The organism is Flavobacterium subsaxonicum WB 4.1-42 = DSM 21790 (genome assembly GCF_000422725.1).
Lineage (GTDB): Bacteria > Bacteroidota > Bacteroidia > Flavobacteriales > Flavobacteriaceae > Flavobacterium > Flavobacterium subsaxonicum.
This window is the reverse complement of sequence record NZ_KE383912.1, coordinates 148630-164763: the sequence shown is the minus strand read 5'-3', so window position 1 is coordinate 164763 and position 16134 is coordinate 148630. Positions and strand designations below refer to the sequence as shown.

At 40.3% G+C, this 16134-nt stretch carries 19 protein-coding genes; 12 read left to right on the top strand and 7 right to left on the bottom strand.

All coding sequences use genetic code 11. The features are described from left to right. Positions 1-3: 3 nt before the first annotated feature. Together G509_RS0120615 and G509_RS0120610 are read right to left on the bottom strand one after the other, a co-directional pair. Positions 4-1359, bottom strand: coding sequence for a TolC family protein (locus G509_RS0120615; RefSeq protein ID WP_026993282.1), 1356 nt, complete (start codon positions 1357-1359; stop codon positions 4-6). Further along, positions 1349-1972, bottom strand: a complete 624-nt coding sequence (locus tag G509_RS0120610) for a TetR/AcrR family transcriptional regulator (protein ID WP_026993281.1) — start codon at positions 1970-1972, stop codon at positions 1349-1351. The genes G509_RS0120615 and G509_RS0120610 overlap by 11 nt, the downstream gene beginning before the upstream one ends. Positions 1973-2533: 561 nt before the next feature. Between G509_RS0120610 and epsC the strand changes: the two genes are divergently transcribed. Both epsC and cysK read left to right on the top strand, forming a co-directional pair. Beyond that, positions 2534-3349: a serine O-acetyltransferase EpsC gene (gene epsC / locus G509_RS0120605; protein WP_051200396.1), complete on the top strand. Its 816-nt coding sequence runs from the start codon at positions 2534-2536 to the stop codon at positions 3347-3349. Positions 3350-3367: 18 nt separating this feature from the next. Continuing rightward, positions 3368-4276 (top strand): cysteine synthase A, encoded by a 909-nt coding sequence (gene cysK / locus G509_RS0120600; protein ID WP_026993279.1) that lies wholly within the window; start codon positions 3368-3370, stop codon positions 4274-4276. 170 nt (positions 4277-4446) lie between these two features. Here cysK and G509_RS0120595 read toward each other — a convergent pair whose 3' ends face one another. The 3 genes from G509_RS0120595 to G509_RS0120585 are packed head-to-tail and all read right to left on the bottom strand — an operon-like array spanning position 4447 to position 6157. Further along, positions 4447-5016 carry a YceI family protein gene (locus G509_RS0120595; protein WP_026993278.1) on the bottom strand — a complete coding sequence of 190 codons (570 nt, stop codon included), beginning with the start codon at positions 5014-5016 and terminating at the stop codon, positions 4447-4449. 34 nt (positions 5017-5050) lie between these two features. After that, on the bottom strand, positions 5051-5689 hold the full coding sequence (locus G509_RS0120590) for an NAD(P)H-dependent oxidoreductase (protein ID WP_026993277.1): 639 nt from the start codon (positions 5687-5689) through the stop codon (positions 5051-5053). Between the two features lie 15 nt (positions 5690-5704). Beyond that, positions 5705-6157: a MarR family winged helix-turn-helix transcriptional regulator gene (locus G509_RS0120585; protein WP_026993276.1), complete on the bottom strand. Its 453-nt coding sequence runs from the start codon at positions 6155-6157 to the stop codon at positions 5705-5707. A 178-nt stretch (positions 6158-6335) separates the two neighbouring features. Between G509_RS0120585 and G509_RS0120580 the strand changes: the two genes are divergently transcribed. Genes G509_RS0120580 through G509_RS0120570 form a run of 3 tightly spaced genes read left to right on the top strand, consistent with a single transcriptional unit; the run spans position 6336 to position 7890 of the window. Continuing rightward, a complete protein-coding gene (locus G509_RS0120580) occupies positions 6336-6926 on the top strand; it encodes a TlpA family protein disulfide reductase (RefSeq protein ID WP_035739420.1) in 591 nt (196 codons plus the stop codon). 11 nt (positions 6927-6937) lie between these two features. After that, positions 6938-7549: a thioredoxin family protein gene (locus tag G509_RS0120575; protein WP_026993274.1), complete on the top strand. Its 612-nt coding sequence runs from the start codon at positions 6938-6940 to the stop codon at positions 7547-7549. A gap of 23 nt (positions 7550-7572) precedes the next feature. Beyond that, positions 7573-7890, top strand: coding sequence for a rhodanese-like domain-containing protein (locus G509_RS0120570; RefSeq protein ID WP_026993273.1), 318 nt, complete (start codon positions 7573-7575; stop codon positions 7888-7890). 30 nt (positions 7891-7920) lie between these two features. Here the strand turns inward: G509_RS0120570 and G509_RS0120565 are convergent, their stop codons facing one another. After that, complete coding sequence (locus G509_RS0120565; protein WP_026993272.1) at positions 7921-8352, bottom strand: response regulator; 432 nt, start codon at positions 8350-8352, stop codon at positions 7921-7923. 194 nt (positions 8353-8546) lie between these two features. On the opposite strand from G509_RS0120565, the gene G509_RS0120560 reads away from it, so the two are divergent. The 7 genes from G509_RS0120560 (at position 8547) to G509_RS0120530 (ending at position 14551) form a co-directional block, all read left to right on the top strand. Beyond that, entirely contained in the window at positions 8547-9068 is a 522-nt protein-coding gene (locus G509_RS0120560) for a thioredoxin family protein (RefSeq protein WP_026993271.1), read from the top strand. A 15-nt stretch (positions 9069-9083) separates the two neighbouring features. Then, positions 9084-9797 (top strand): hypothetical protein, encoded by a 714-nt coding sequence (locus tag G509_RS0120555; RefSeq protein ID WP_026993270.1) that lies wholly within the window; start codon positions 9084-9086, stop codon positions 9795-9797. Between the two features lie 56 nt (positions 9798-9853). Further along, positions 9854-10240, top strand: coding sequence for a rhodanese-like domain-containing protein (locus tag G509_RS0120550; RefSeq protein ID WP_026993269.1), 387 nt, complete (start codon positions 9854-9856; stop codon positions 10238-10240). 1 nt (position 10241) lies between these two features. Next, positions 10242-10994: a sensor histidine kinase gene (locus G509_RS0120545; protein WP_026993268.1), complete on the top strand. Its 753-nt coding sequence runs from the start codon at positions 10242-10244 to the stop codon at positions 10992-10994. Then, complete coding sequence (locus G509_RS0120540; RefSeq protein WP_026993267.1) at positions 10963-11688, top strand: LytR/AlgR family response regulator transcription factor; 726 nt, start codon at positions 10963-10965, stop codon at positions 11686-11688. Before G509_RS0120545 ends, G509_RS0120540 begins: the two co-directional genes overlap by 32 nt. A gap of 180 nt (positions 11689-11868) precedes the next feature. After that, positions 11869-14139 carry a cation:proton antiporter gene (locus tag G509_RS0120535; protein WP_026993266.1) on the top strand — a complete coding sequence of 757 codons (2271 nt, stop codon included), beginning with the start codon at positions 11869-11871 and terminating at the stop codon, positions 14137-14139. A gap of 1 nt (position 14140) precedes the next feature. Next, positions 14141-14551, top strand: a complete 411-nt coding sequence (locus tag G509_RS0120530; RefSeq protein WP_026993265.1) for a hypothetical protein — start codon at positions 14141-14143, stop codon at positions 14549-14551. 495 nt (positions 14552-15046) lie between these two features. Here the strand turns inward: G509_RS0120530 and G509_RS0120520 are convergent, their stop codons facing one another. Further along, positions 15047-16132 carry an efflux RND transporter periplasmic adaptor subunit gene (locus G509_RS0120520; protein WP_026993263.1) on the bottom strand — a complete coding sequence of 362 codons (1086 nt, stop codon included), beginning with the start codon at positions 16130-16132 and terminating at the stop codon, positions 15047-15049. Positions 16133-16134: the final 2 nt, after the last annotated feature.

Genomic DNA, 16134 nt, shown 5'->3' with positions numbered 1-16134 from the left:
TTATTATTTGTTGTTTTGGGTAAGATTAAAAGAATTGGTTAGTTTGCCCGATGCGTTAAGCAGCTCGTAATAACGCTGTGTAATATCGGCTTTAGAGAACGCCTCGTTAAGCTGCGACTGCAATTTCTGAACATCGGCCTCTAAAAGGTCGTTGGTATCTACAAGGCCGTTATCGTACTTGTCTTTTACAATACGGTAATTCTCATCAGATTGGCCAACAGCCTCGGTATATACCTTGTTTTGTTTAAGCGACAGATTGTAGTTTTCTAACGATTCCTGCACCTGTATTTTAACGCGGTCGGTTAAAATTTCTACCTCATGGCTAACCTCCTGGGCGCGGCTTTCGGCGGCTTTAACCTGCTTGCGGTTTTTAAAGATGTTCGATATATCATACGATACGCCTACGCCAAAGTTAACGGCATTGTACACCTGAACCACATTCTGAATATCAAGTGCTACATAGCCGGCAGAAAAGGACAGCGATGGGTAGTAACCCGCCTTAGCCACCTTAATGTTGGCTTCAGACGCTTTTTGCTGCCATCTAAGCGACTCTAAGTCGCTACGCTGAGCAATGGCCTCACCTTCGGTAACCGATGGCGTTACGCCTGCTGCATTTTTAAAATACGCATCGCTTACGGCAATCTGGGTACCCTCGGGCAATTTTAGCAGTGTAACCAACTGAAAATTCAGGGTAGACACCATTTTCCTGGCATCGTCTAAAGACAGTTGTATGTTGCTTGCCTGTAATTGCGACTTTAACAGGTCGTTACGGGCAATAAGGCCGTTTTCTTCCATAGCGGTAAAGTCTTTTACACGCTGGTTGGCACTTTTAAGGTTTTCCTGAATAAGGCTAACCGACTGCTGCGCCTTATACAAATTAGCATAAAGGCTAATGGTTTGCATAGCAACCTGTTCTTTAGTATTGGCGGCGTTAAACGTTTGTGCCTGGTACAGGTTTTCGCTTGCCGCGATGTTGTTTTTGATCTTAAAACCAGAGAAGATAGGCATGCTAAGTGCAGCCTGCCCAAACATAACCTGGTTTACTTTAGGCGATGCTGTTGTGGTGCCATCGTCTTCGGCCGTATCGGCGTTGTTGTTGGCCAGTTTGTAGTTAATGGTAGGGTTGGTAACCCTAAGGTATTGGCCTGAAATTTTAAAATCGGGGTAAGCCGTGTTCTTAACGTTGTCTACGTCGTACTTAGAAGTGGTTACCCGCGTGTTGGCAAGGGTAGCTTCAGTACTTTGCGAAACTGCAATAGAAATGGCCTCATCCAGCGACAGCTGTTTCTTTTCCTGTGCCTGCATAACAGTTACAGAAAAGAGCAGGAGGCTTCCGGGCAGTAGATACTTAATTTTCATTTGCTAAAAGCGCTTTAATGGTTTGTTTAATATGTAATGTTAACTCGTTTGTTATGTAGCTTTCGTAAGCCTCTTCGGTGTCAAGGCCCAGAATCTTTTCAAAGTAAAGACGGTTGCTTCTAAAGTGTACAATAGTGCCCAGAATGGTGGGCGGTATAAGCTCTATGGTAAGGTCTTTTCTAAAGTCGCCTTTTTGCTGGCCTTCTTCAATAATCCGCCTGAATATCTCTGCATTCGATTTCTTAATTTCCATAAAGCTTTCCATGTTAAGAATGCGCTTTTTGGTGGTGAGTTCAAAGTGCATAATCTGGTACATGCACTTGTTTTCGTTAATGCGCCATATATAAAGATCTATAAGGCGGTCTACTTTTTCGAAAGGGGAGAGGTCTTCTCTTGATATGTTTTCGAGCTGCATTTTCATGCTGCTCGTACGGTGAATTATTAATGCCTCAAGCAGCTTTTCTTTAGAACCAAAATAGTACGATATCATGGCTATGTTAACATGCGCCAGTTTTGCTATTGTTCTTATAGAGGCACCATCAAACCCTTCTTCTGCAAACAGCTGTTCGGCTGCAAGCAAAATATCGACTTGCTTATCGTTAAACTCAGACATAATCTATAAGTAATTAATTATGGTACAAAGTTAAACACTTGTTTAAATTAAACGTTTGTTTAATTTGTTGTTAACATAATATTAACAGAAATCGGTTTCGAAAATAACCATAGTAAATATCTATTGTAACAAATTTATTCATTGTTTTCCAAATATTTATGTTGTATTATGTAAAGTGTTTGTTAATGTTTATTTTTCCGAATAGCATATCTTAAGATGGTTTGGGTTAGGGTATAATTGAATCTATTTTGATGCCGAATTTTATATTAAACAGGTGTAATGGCTCTGTTTTAAGATGCGCGCATACTATTGGGGAGTGATTTTTTAGTATTAATTTATGATTGGTAAGCTGTATAAATCTACTAATTTTGTAGACTACTATTAATTTTTGCTTACATTTGTAAGAAGTCAAACACATAATAATGATCGTAACTCCTATGTTTACAGCATGTACCTGTTGTTCCTTGCTATAAAGGAGCTCTTGCTGCTGCCGTTTGGGTAGGTTATATAATTAAAGCAAAGCTTCTCGATAACGGGGGGCTTTTATTTTTTAAAATTTACATGAAACATCCTATTTATACTGCTAATTATTTAAAAAGTGGCCTGTTGCCCGACAAGGCAAAGACCGAATACTGGATCGAAGAATTTTTTCACTGGATGTTCTGTATCGGGCCGCAATATGGCGACTATGATTATTTTCTTACAAAGGAAAAAGAGCTTGAAAGCATACTTTATAGCTTATTAGAGCACATTGGAATGGAAGAGGGTAAAATACAGCCATTACTCTTATTACTAAAAGATAAGGCTATAATACTTCATCAAAAACTTGAAGATGATTTAAAAGCCATTTTTGAATTTGACCCCGCCGCAAAATCGCGTAGTGAAGTGTTGGTAGCTTATCCCGGTTTCTTTGCAATTGCGGTTTATCGCACCGCCCACGAGCTCTGGAATAACCATGTGCCCATGCTGCCAAGGCTGTTAAGCGAGTACGTTCACGGCAAAACAGGTATCGATATCCATCCGGGTGCTACCATTGGCGAACGCTTTTTTATAGACCACGGTACGGGCATTGTTATTGGAGAGACTTCGGTTATTGGTAATGATGTTAAAATGTACCAGGGCGTAACCCTGGGCGCCCTTAGTGTTAGCAAGGCTGAGGCCGAAATTAAGCGCCACCCCACCATTGGCAATGGGGTTACTATTTATGCCAACGCCACCATTTTGGGTGGCGCCACGGTTATAGGAAACGAGTCGGTTATTGGTGGAAACGTATGGATAACCAACTCCATTCCGCCCAACTCGCTGGTGTACCACAAGAGTGTGGCATCGGTAAAAAGCAGGGATGTTTTTCCTGAACCTTTAAATTTTGTAATATAAAAATCTAATTCAATATATATGAAAGCAAAAAGCATTTTAGAGACCATAGGCAACACGCCGCACGTTAAGCTTAACAAACTTTTCCCCAATCGTAATGTGTGGATAAAACTGGAGCGCAACAACCCCGGCAATAGCATAAAGGACAGGATTGCCTTGGCCATGATTGAGGATGCCGAGGCAAAAGGATTGCTGAATAAAGACAGCATTATTATAGAGCCAACATCGGGTAATACGGGTATTGGCCTGGCGCTTGTAGCAGCTGTAAAAGGCTATAAACTGATACTGGTTATGCCTGAAAGTATGAGTGTGGAGCGCAGGAAACTGATGTCTATTTACGGGGCAGAATTTGAGCTTACCCCCCGCGAGAAGGGTATGAAAGGCGCTATTGAAAAGGCTGCCGAACTTACGGCTGCAACACCTAATGCATGGTCGCCGCGCCAGTTTGACAACCCGGCTAACGTAGCCATCCATAAAAAAACTACCGCACAGGAAATTATTGCCGATTTTCCCGATGGGGTCGATTACATTATTACCGGTGTGGGTACAGGAGGCCATATAACGGGCGTAGCGGAGACTTTAAAAGAAAAATGGCCCAACCTTAAGGTGTTTGCTGTAGAGCCGGAATTATCGCCTGTATTGAGCGGTGGCAGCCCGGGCCTGCACCCTTTGCAGGGTATAGGGGCAGGTTTTGTACCATCAATTTATAACAGCAGTGCAATAGATGGCGTAATACAGGTAGCAAAAGACGATGCTTTTGAATATGCCAGAAATGTGGCTAAAGAAGAAGGTATCCTTGCGGGAATCTCAACGGGTGCATCGTTAGCGGCAGTAAACAAAAAACTGTCTGAAATACCCGAAGATGCTGTAGTGCTTACCTTTAACTACGATACCGGAGAGCGATACCTTTCTATAGAGGGGTTGTTTTAGGCAGAGTTGCAGAGTTGCAGAATAAAGATGTTAAACATCTCCCGATGACTTTGTTACTTTGAAGCTTTGTAACTCTGCCACTTATTAAACTCTGCCACTTTGAAACTAAAATAAAAAAAACAAACCCCCACGCTTAGCGTGGGGGTTTACATTCAATTTAAACCTGATTATTAGAATACTAAGTTAACTGTAACTTCAAATTCGTCTGAAATAGCTTTGTCTCCAAGGCCGTCGAAAATACTACCAGAGTTGTACTCGATACCGTATTTAGTCCTGTCGATGTTAAATGAAGTTGTAGCAGTGTTTTTGTTAACTGTAAGATCAAAAGTTACCGGTTTAGTAACGTTTTTAATAGTTAAGTCAGCAGTAATTGTATAAACGTTAGCCGATTTTACTTTAATAGTTTTGAAAGCTATTTTAGCAGCTGGAAATTTATCAGTACCAAAAAAGTCAGCAGCTTTAAGGTGGCCTTCTAATTTTTCTTTTCCTTCGCCGGCTTTAAGGTCGGTAACAGCAATTGTAGTCATGTCTATGTTAAACTCACCACCAGATACTTTACCTGATTTGAATTTTAAGATACCATCTTTAAAGTTAACAGTACCAGAGTGCTGACCTGTAACTTTTTTACCAACCCATGCTATTGTACTTTTAGATGCGTTGATTTTTTTGTCCTGAGCTGTAGCTGTAAGTGTTGTAAGAGCTACTACTAATGCAATTGCAATCGATTTGAAATTTTTCATTGTTTGTTAAAATTAAAATTTGAGTTTATAAAAATTAAAGGGTAATAAATAATTCTTCGTTAGGTTTGCGCACTTTTTTGGCGTGTTGCTGTGCATCCTCTTCGTGGCGGTAGCCAATAGCTGCAATAACCGCAGCGTTAAGGCCTTTAGCTTCAAGGCCAAGTATATCATTTACTTTGGCAGCATCAAAGCCTTCCATAGGGGTAGCATCAATTTTTAAAAGCGCAGCACTGTTAATAAGGGTAGAAAGGGCAATGTAAGCCTGTTTAGCCGTCCACACATTCTTTTGCTCATCAGTAAGGGTTGCAAGAAAACCGTTAATATAGTCGCCAAAGCCGCTAACAGCCTCTATGGCCACACCGCGTTGGTTGCTAATATTATTCAAAAATGCGTTTACGTGAGTGCCACCTACATTAAGCTCGTTAGCGAATATGAACAGGTGAGAAGCGTCGACAAAAATATTCTTGTTGTTGCCACCGGCAGCTTCGGCAAGTTGTTGCTTAACGGCCTGTGTTTCTACAATAAATATTTTGTAAGGCTGTAACCCTACAGACGATACACTAAGGCGAACCGCCTCTTTAAGCGTTTCAAGATCTTCGGCCGATACCTTTTTAGTAGTATCGTATTTTTTAGCGGCATAGCGCCACTTAAGGCTATCAATATAATTTAACATAATGGGTATGATGGTTTATAAAGTTCGGTATTTTTCTAATAAGTAAATAAATTGTTCCTGTTCGGCAGGGGTAAGGTTGTTGGCAAAGCGGGTTTCGTTATCCTCAACTATCGGGTCTAAATCAGCAAGCAGGTTCAGACCTTTTGGGGTAATTGTAATTTCCATTTTGCGGCGGTTGTCCAGGCAAACTTCGCGTTTAACAAGCCCTTTAAGCAGTAGTTTATCAACCAGGCGGGTGGTGTTGCTTGTTTTGGCAATCATCCGTTCCTGTATAACACACATATTAGCGGGCTTGCCTTTCTGGCCGCGCAGTATGCGTAGCACATTAAACTGCTCCGGAGAGAGGTCGTAAGCCTTCATAACCTCATACGTATGTTCGGCAAGTACGTTATGAGTATACATAATATTCATAACTGCCTGTTTGGCAAGGGTTAGTTTTTCGCTTTTTAGTATCTCTTCAATCTTCATAATCGCTACATTTATTATAGTGTTACTAATAAGTTTGTATCTACAATATTTGTATGTACAAATGTAGTATATGTAATTGTTACGATTACTAATAATGTTGTTAATTTTTTGTTAAAGAAATTAACAGCCTTTTAAGTTGGTTTAATTTTAGATGTTTATAATTTTTGAATACACCACTATGCTAAAAAGACTGGATATAGTAGCTGCAGCCCTAATATTAGGACTTGCAATTGGCTGCAAAAAAGAGGCGGCAACCACCACCGAAATTACTGAACCCGTAACCGAAACACCCGCAGATACAACAGTACCCGCGCCACCAAAGCCCATTAAAGTATATACTAATGATACGGTTACCGTTAATGCCTACGAGTTTGATAACGGACTGGATTATTACCTTAACCAAAAAAATGATACTACTTATGTAGTTAATTTTTGGGCAACATGGTGTGTACCGTGCGTACAGGAGTTGCCGCATTTCGAAAAAATAAATGCTAAGTATAAAGAGAATAAGGTAAAGGTTATACTGGTAAGCCTGGATATGGCTAAGATGATAGACACCAAGCTGCTGCCATTCATCAACCAAAAGCAGATTAAAAGTCAGGTATTATTGTTGCGCGACCCTGATGCCGATAGTTGGATTCCTAAAGTAGACAGTACCTGGAGCGGCGCCATACCGGCAACGGTTATTTATAATAAGGATATGCGAAAATTCTACGAACGATCGTTTACCTATGATGAGTTAGAGAAAGAAATTAGTAATTTTAAATAAATATAGTACGTATGAAAACAATAAAGTTTTTAGCAATGTTTCTTGCCATTGGAGCCCTGGCAGCCTTTAAGGCAGATGCTCCGGCAGCAGGGTATAAAGTTGGCGATATAGCTGCCGATTTTAGTCTTAAAAATGTAGATGGCAAAAAAGTATCGCTTAAAGATATTAAAAACGCCAAAGGATATATTGTGGTGTTTACCTGCAACCACTGCCCGTATGCACAGGCGTATGAAGACAGGGTAGTTGCGCTTGATAAAAAATACAAAGCCTTAGGCTATCCGGTTGTGGCCATTAATCCTAACAATCCCGAAAAGCAGAAGGAAGACAGCTTTGCTAAAATGCAGGAAAGGGCTAAGGAAAAGAAATTCGCATTCCCGTACCTTTTAGACGAAGGCCAGAAGGTGTACCCACTATACGGTGCTACCAAAACACCACACGTTTATGTGTTAGAAAAAACAGCTAAAGGCAATGTAGTTAAGTACATTGGAGCGATAGACGATAATTATGAAGATGCCACGTTGGTAAAACAAAAATATGTAGAGGCTGCTGTAGATGCGCTGCTAATAGGCAAAGAGGTGTCTGTAAAAGAAACCAAGGCTATTGGCTGTTCGATAAAAGCATAATACCTTTGTAAAAAATAACCACAATGAATATTTCTCAAAACGAATGGTGGGAAAAGGCACAGGAAGACAGCAATGCTGTAATACTGGACGTTCGCACACCCGATGAATGGAACGAGGGCATTATACCCGGAGCCATTACTATTGATTATTACAAAGGCCAGGGCTTTATAGACGAGGTTGAGCAGTTAGATAAAACCAAGAATTATTATGTATACTGCCGTAGCGGCGCCCGTAGCGGCAACGCCTGCAGCATTATGAACCAGCTTGGCTTTACAACGGCGTATAACCTTTCGGGCGGTATCTCGCAATGGGACGGCCCGGTGGTAGCGCTGGAAAATTAACTAAAAAGCCCTGCAATTGCAGGGCTTTTTTTATGTTCTTTTACTACTAAAAGTATTAATGTTCTCTTTCCAGTAATCTACCAGGTTACGTATTTTTTCTTTGTACTTATTGTAATCGGTTCCTTTATGAATGTACCCCTGTATTGAAAGCTGGTTAGCCTGCTTTAAAGAATATTCGTCTTGCGCATTAGATATAAAAATGTACGGAATGTCTTTATCGCTTAGCAGTTCTTCCTCCAATATAATATTGCGAAGCTCAAAGCCACCCAGTTTAGGCATATTGATGTCAGATATTATAATAAAAGGCTCAATCTCGGGCCTCCTAATGTAGTCTAACGCCTGGGTGCTGTCGCTAAAAAACACCAGTTTGTTCTTGTAACCCAAGTCCTTAAAAATCTCCTGTAAAATGTCTCTGTCGTCTTCATCATCCTCAATTACAAGAATATCCCTGTGCATTTTCATATAAGCCTGTGTGGTTTTGGTTTATGAAATAAATTTAGGGCAAAATTATTTTTTTTCCAAATGTGTAGCGTTATTAAATATTACAAAATGATTACAAAATAATATTAAATTTTCTAATATTGGTACTCTCTTTGCAATGGTTAAATAAACTTCAAAATTGTTAACTTCGTAACCAACATAATCCTACCTATACTATGAAACTAAAAGTACTGCTTATTACCCTTATGCTAATGGCGCCACTGGCAAAATCTGTCGCCCAGGAAACAGCCACTACAATAATGGACAAAGCCTACACACAGGCCAAAAAAGAAAACAAGAACGTTTTTGTAATGTTTCATGCCTCATGGTGCGGTTGGTGCAAAAAAATGGAAAAGAACATGCAGGCCGATGCCACCAAAAAAATGTTCGACGATAATTTTATAAGCACCGCACTGGTAGTACAGGAGTCGCCAAAAAATAAAGCACTGGAAAATCCGGGTGCCGATGAGCTGCTTTTAAAATTTAAAGGCGATAGGGCAGGGCTGCCTTTCTGGGTAATTTTAGACCCTAAAGGTAATGTTCTGGCCGACTCTTTTGATGCTAAGGGAGAGAACTTAGGCTGCCCGTCATCAGCGGAAGAAGTAGCGGAGTTTATCAATAAGCTTAAAAAAACAACAAAGCTTAATGCAAAACAACTGGCTATAATAGCCCAGACGTTTACAATTAAAAAAGGGTAATCAAGATAATATCAGATGAAGATAATTGCCTATTACAATGGTGTCGAATTAGGTAGTTGTAATTACACATGGCTGGATTCGACAGCTTATAAATCGGCACGAAGTTTTACTTTTAAAGATTTTATTATAACTAATCCGGCTGTTATTGATAATAGTGGACACTCTTTTATAAATATATCTGTTTACATTACAAATGTTTATGGTCTTGTTATTGAACTTAACAAAATAAAAATTGTTCCGTTAGTCGATACAGACTTTACTAAAAACGGTAATATTGAGGTTTATGGTACAATTTTGCCAGACTGGTTTGTAGACGTATATGATCAGGCAATTATAGATGTATTTTACTTTTGGGATCATGGTACTGTGCCTGATTTTCCAGCGGTGCCATTAAGTCTTTATAAAGAGTCAGGTTTACAAGCGCGTGGAATATTTAGTGGTTTGCCTAAACAATTACGAAGCGGCGAAATTGTTATTAATGCCGCAACCATAATTGATGAATTCGACTTTTACGAAGCTCTTGCTGTAAATTTAGTAAGTGAGAAAGGTTTTATGGGAGGTTGCTATAATTCTTTAGCAGATTGTTTGATAGAGTCTTACGATAAGGATTATTCTGCAAAGCTTATTTTTAAAAATGGAAAGCAACTTAATAATGTTTTAGGGGCAGACTTTCTGGACGATATAATTACTTTATTTGGCCAATATAATATCACTTTACACTTACTATAGTTGTATTATCTGTAAGCTTACTATCTATTTCTTAACTTTGCTTTAAATACAAAATCATGAAAGACCTGTTATACCTACTGTTTATAACCTTTACCATTACGTCATGCCACGGCCAGCAAAAGAAAGGCGTGGAGTTGGTATCTCCTGCGGCATTTCAAAAAGAAATGGCTGCCAATAAAGGCCAGGTTATAGATGTACGTACCCCAAAAGAATACCAGAGCGGTCATATAGCCGGTGCGGTAAACATGCATGTTTATGATGCTGATTTTTCTAAACGTATAGACAGCCTTGATAAAAATAAAACCGTTTATGTGTACTGCAAAGCTGGTGGCCGCAGTGCCGAAGCCGTAGAGCAGATAAAAGCCAAAGGCTTTGTGCATATTGTGGAGTTAGATGGCGGTATGGATGCCTGGAATGAGGCTGGTAAACCTGTAAAACGCTAATATGCAAATACCTTTAAACATACTTTTGCTGTTTTGTATTATAGGCCTGCTAAGTATTGTATTGGCATGGCTTATTTCCAGGACGCTTAAATCTGAGAAAACTAAAAAAGACCTTGAGCTGCGCTTTGTAGAAATGGAAAATAAAACCAATACCCTGCAACTGCAAACACTGGAGGCACGGTTAAATCCGCACCTGTTTAAAAACATACTCAATTCTATACAATCGCACGCTTATCAAACGTATTTCGCTATGGATAAGCTTTCTAACGTATTGGATTATATTTTGTACGAAAGCCAGAACCGTTTTGTTAGCCCTAAAGAAGAGATTGAATTTGCACTGAATCTTATCGAGATCAATAAAATAAAGTTGAGCCCGTTGTTTTCTATTAGCATCAAGAAAAAAATTAATGAGTTAGACCCGCTTTATGAGCAAAAGATACTTGCTCCGTTAATATCAATAGATCTTATAGAAAATGCTTTTAAACATGCTGATTTGCAAAGTACCGATGCCTTTATATCTATAATTATAGAGTTTAAGGATGGCATGTTTACCATGACGGTATCTAATAAGATATCGCCAAAATCGGCGTTTCTAAAAGAACATAGCGGTATTGGCGCGGCAACATTAGAGCAGCGCTTAAAAATATTGTATAAATCGTGCTTTAAGCTCGACCGTTATGTAGAGGAAGATATATATGTTGCACAACTTAAAATAAACCTGCTTGAACACAAAAATCAGATGCTTACTGCTTGATGACGAGCTTCCCGGCTTAACGCTGCTAAAAATGTTATGCGAACAAATGCCCGAACTGGAGGTAGTAAAAGCCTTTAACAGTCCGCAATTATTATTGCAGGAGCAAGCCGACTTAGAATACGACCTGCTTATTACCGATATCGAAATGCCGGGAATGAACGGGCTTCAGGTAGCCGATGCCCTTAAAGGCAAAGCCATTATTTTTACCACAGCCTATAAAAATTTTGCGGTAGATGCTTTTGACAGGGATGCTGTTGATTATGTTGTAAAACCTGTAAAGCAGGAAAGGCTGCAACAGGCCGTACAAAAAGTAGCCGCCCGAATGGCTAAGCCGCAGGCTGCAAAAGCGCCAAAGCAAATACAATTAAATACCGATAAAGGCAAGGCTCTTATTGGTATCGATACCATTTTTTGCATGGTTACCTCTAAAATAGACAGCCGCGATAAGATACTTTTTTTAAATGATGGCAGTAAGATAACAGCCAAAAACTGTTCTTTCGAAAAATTGTTGGATATGCTGCCCGAAAATGATTTTTGCCGTATAAATAAGAAGGCTATCATTGCCATTAAGCACGTGCAGTTTTATGCGCACGATATTATTACGGCCGATAGGCTGTTACCCGATGGTACGCATTACACCTTTCCGCTAAGCGAGATATATCGTACCGATTTTATTAAAAAAGTAAAGATATAAGCTTTATTGGCGGCTTAGCTTTCAATAAAATAGCCTGGTTTTGTTATTCTTTAACATTATTTTAAGTTTCATTACATAATACTTCCATTTCATTACATCAGCTATGTTTTAGGGATATTGATGTGCTTTTGCTTATAATTTTCTCAGTAATATTGTGCCGTATTTTAAAAGCCACAATCAATGAAAAAATTCAGGAACAGCCTTTTCTACATAACTGTGATAGCCGTTTTTTCGGCATTAATATACTGGGCACTTAAAAACGGAAAAACCCTCGAAGAGGGGCGTAATGTAGTATCGCAGGCGTCGGGTAAGGGGCAATGGCAGGATTTTTTAGATTCGCTATTCCACAACCTAACCCATCCACTGGCACTGCTTTTAGTGCAAATTATAACCATACTTTTTGTAGCCCGCTTTTTTGGCTGGATATGTAAAAAACTGGGCCAGCCAACCGTTATTGGCGAAATGATTGCCGGTATTGTTTTGGGGCCATCATTAGTAGGTACATTTTTCCCGGAATATTCAGGACTTCTTTTCCCAAAAGAATCATTGGGTAACCTTCAGATCTTAAGCCAGATTGGCCTTATCCTGTTTATGTATGTAGTGGGTATGGAGCTCGATCTTAACGTGCTTAAAAACAAAGCCAAAGATGCTGTTATTATTAGCCATGCCAGTATAATAATTCCGTTTACGCTTGGCCTTGTACTGGCATATTTTATATACGAGCAATTTGCTCCTGCAGGAGTAGAATTTTCTTCATTCGGGTTATTTTTAGGTATCGCTATGAGTATCACGGCATTCCCGGTACTGGCGCGTATCGTACAGGAGCGTGGTTTGCACCGAACCCGTATTGGCGCACTGGTTATTACCTGTGCCGCCGCCGATGATATTACCGCCTGGTGTATACTTGCTGCCGTAATTGCTATTGTAAAAGCAGGGTCGTTTGTAAGCTCGCTATATATTATAGCTCTGGCTGTAGCCTATGTTTTCCTTATGCTTTGGGTGGTTAAGCCTTTTCTTAAACGTATTGGCGACTTATTTAGCCACAAAGAAAATGTTACCAAACCGGTTATAGCCATATTCTTCCTAACACTTTTAATCTCGGCCTACACAACAGAGGTTATAGGCATCCACGCATTATTCGGTGCTTTTATGGCCGGTGCCATTATGCCCGAAAGCATGCGTTTCAGAAGCATATTTATAGAAAAGGTAGAAGATGTTTCTCAGGTAATGCTTTTGCCATTATTCTTTGTTTTTACAGGCCTTCGCACGCAAATTGGCCTGCTAAACGACCCGTATTTATGGAAGGTATGCGGACTGATAATCCTGGTTGCTGTGGTTGGTAAATTTTTGGGTAGTGCTATTACGGCACGGTTTGTTGGCCAGAACTGGCGCGACAGTCTTACCATTGGTGCCCTTATGAATACCCGCGGCCTGATGGAACTTATTGTACTTAACATTGGTTACGACCTTGGTGTACTTTCTACCGAAATTTTCTCTATGATGGTTATTATGGCGCTGGCTACCACGTTTATGACGGGCCCTGCACTTGACCTTATAGGGTATATCTTCAACCGCAAGAAAAACTATATCCCGTCGGAAATTAGGCAGGCCAGCCTTTATAAAATATTGGTTTCTTTTGATAGCCCCGAGGGCGGTAAGACCCTGCTTCGCCTTGCCAATGCTTTTGTAGGTAAAATGAAGGGCAATGCTATGGTTACGGCCATGCACATTTCGCCAAGTAGCGAGATACATACCTTTAATTTACAGGAATATGAAGATGAGAGTTTCCGACCAATTTTGGCTGAAGCCGAAAACCTGGGTCAGAAGGTTACCACGCTTTTTAAAGCTACTACCGATATGGACAGCGATATTGCCACGGTTGCCAATAAAGGGGAGTTTGACCTGGTGCTTATAGATATAGGCCAGTCCATTTTTGAAGGTACGCTTTTAGGAAAGATACTTGGTTTTACAACCCGTATAATAAACCCCGAAAGCCTTTTAAATACCTTTACAGGGAAAGAAAAACTGTTCGAAAACTCGCCTTTTGATGATAAAACACAGCATATACTTTCTAAAACCGAATCGCCGGTAGGTATTTTGGTAGATAAAGGCTTTAGCGGAACCGACAAGGTTTTTATAACCATTTTTGATGAAAGCGATGCCTTTTTAATAGATCTTGCCCAAAAGCTTATTGTTAATGCAGGCTCTCAGGTAACGGTTCTGGATGCCGACGGATCGGTAAAAAATAATGCCGAGATTAAAGAAAGCATCCGTAGCATAGAGCACACTGTGCCTAACCACATACAGCTGCTTAACCAAAAGAAACTGGAAAAAGAGTTCCTTCAAAGCCAGGACCTTATGATTATAAGCGTAGACAGCTGGAAAAAACTGGTAGAGTCGCGCAGCCCTTGGCTTAACAATACACCATCATTATTGCTTGTAAAAAAATAGCATGAAGATAGTTGTAAAAACAATGGTACTACTGTGTGTACTACAGGGTGCCTTAGTAGCACACGCCCAGGAAAAAACGACAGATGTCGTAGTAGTGCCTCCAACACCTCCCGCACCTGAGAAAAAATTTGAAGCCGGGTTTGACGGTATGCTGGCCGTATCGTACGGTAGCGAAACTTTAGGCATTAACGTAGGAGGGCCAAGCCTTAAGTATAAGTTTACCAAAAACTTTAAAGCAGGTGTGGGAGCGTTTCCTTCATTAATCGTTCAGGAAGACGGTAAGGCTTTGCCGCGACTGGCTGTTTCGCCTATAATAGAATACAAAAGGTTTATGGTCATAACGCCTTACTACGGCTATGATAGTAAGGATAAACAAATCTGGACCTTTGGGTTAGGTTATAAATTTATCTAATAAGGTTATTAGTCCCGCTCAACGGGTGGGTGCCCCAAAAGTGGGATTAATGTACCTAAATATATATGTTACTTATTACTTTTGAGTTAGTTATTAAAAAAGGATCGTTGTTTTGCGATCCTTTTTTTTGTGATAGTGATTGCTATTCTTACTCTATAAAGTGCATAATTTATGTGTGGCATTCTTTATTACTAAAGATTGCAGCTTAATTGTATTAGTGTATCAGGTTTGAGTGTAGTTAAGGCATTAAACTTCGTTGCGTTAAGCAAAATAGAAGAAGAGGCGTTAAGAATCATTTGTTGTCTGAGCGCATCGAGTTCAAATGATTTAGCCAAATCTTCTATTTTGTAGCAAAAGAAGTTAGAGCCTTGAATTTTTGGTTCTTTTGTTTCAAGACAAAAGAACAATATAAAACATCCAAAAAACGAAATCCCCACGCTTTTTAAGGGCGTGGGGATCTCTACCAAACAAATTATTATGTTGACGACAAATAATTTACTTTCTAACGGTGGTACCGTTCCTCATTTCTTCGCTGGCGGCCTTTACAAGCACATTATCAACTGCAAGGCTATCGCTAAATATCTCTACATTATCGCCCGTTTCGCGGCCTTTTTTAATGCCGGTACGGTGGGTAACATTATCTTTTACGCTAAGTACAAAGCTACCTTCGGCAGAACTTACCACAGCTGTTTTAGGTACTACAAACGTACTGTCTTTAGAGTTTAATGCCAGTATAACCTCGGCAACCATACCGGGTAACAGTTTCTTATTATCGTTAATTACGTCCATCTCTACACGTTCAGAACGTAGTCTTAAATCGAGTGCGCCCGACATACGTTGTATCTTAGCCCTGAATGTTTCGTTAGGAAAAGGCCTCACTGTAAAGCTAATCTCATCGCCCTGTTTAAGGTAACCGGTGTACATTTCGGGTACCGATACGGCAAGGCGCAGTTTCTTCTGGTCCTGTATGGTAAGCAAAGGGAGTTCAGACCCTTTACCGGCCGGGCCTACATAAGCCCCGGTGTTTATATTTCGTGCCGATACCACACCATCAAACGGGGCACGTATTTGCAGGTAGCTAAGGTTAACCTGTACCTCTTTGTAGGCTGCTTTTGCGGCCTGTAGTTGCGCATAGTCAGAGCTTTTGCGAGACAGGGCAATATCAAGGTCGTTTTTAGAAATAGTACCCTCAACTTTGCTGGTTTCCAGTATACGGTTGTAGGTGCTGTTGCTGGCCATATACACGGCCTCCTGAGAGCGCAGGCGCGATTCGGCGGCAGCCAGTTGCGAGCTTATCTCTGGGGCTTCTAATACAATTAGTAGCTGCCCAGCCTTAACCTCGCTACCTATATCTACCTTAAGCTCTTTTACAAAGCTGCTTACCTTAGCATAAAGGTCGGTTTGGCGAAAGCCGGATAATTCTGCCGGAAGGCGAATCTGGCTTGATAGTTTTTCTTTGTGTAACGAAAATGTTTCTATCGTAGGTTCGGCTTCAACAACCGGCGCTTCTTCTTTTTTTCCGCAGCTAACGGCACTTACAAGTAGTAGTGCAGCTGCCGGTATTAATACATATCTCTTCATTG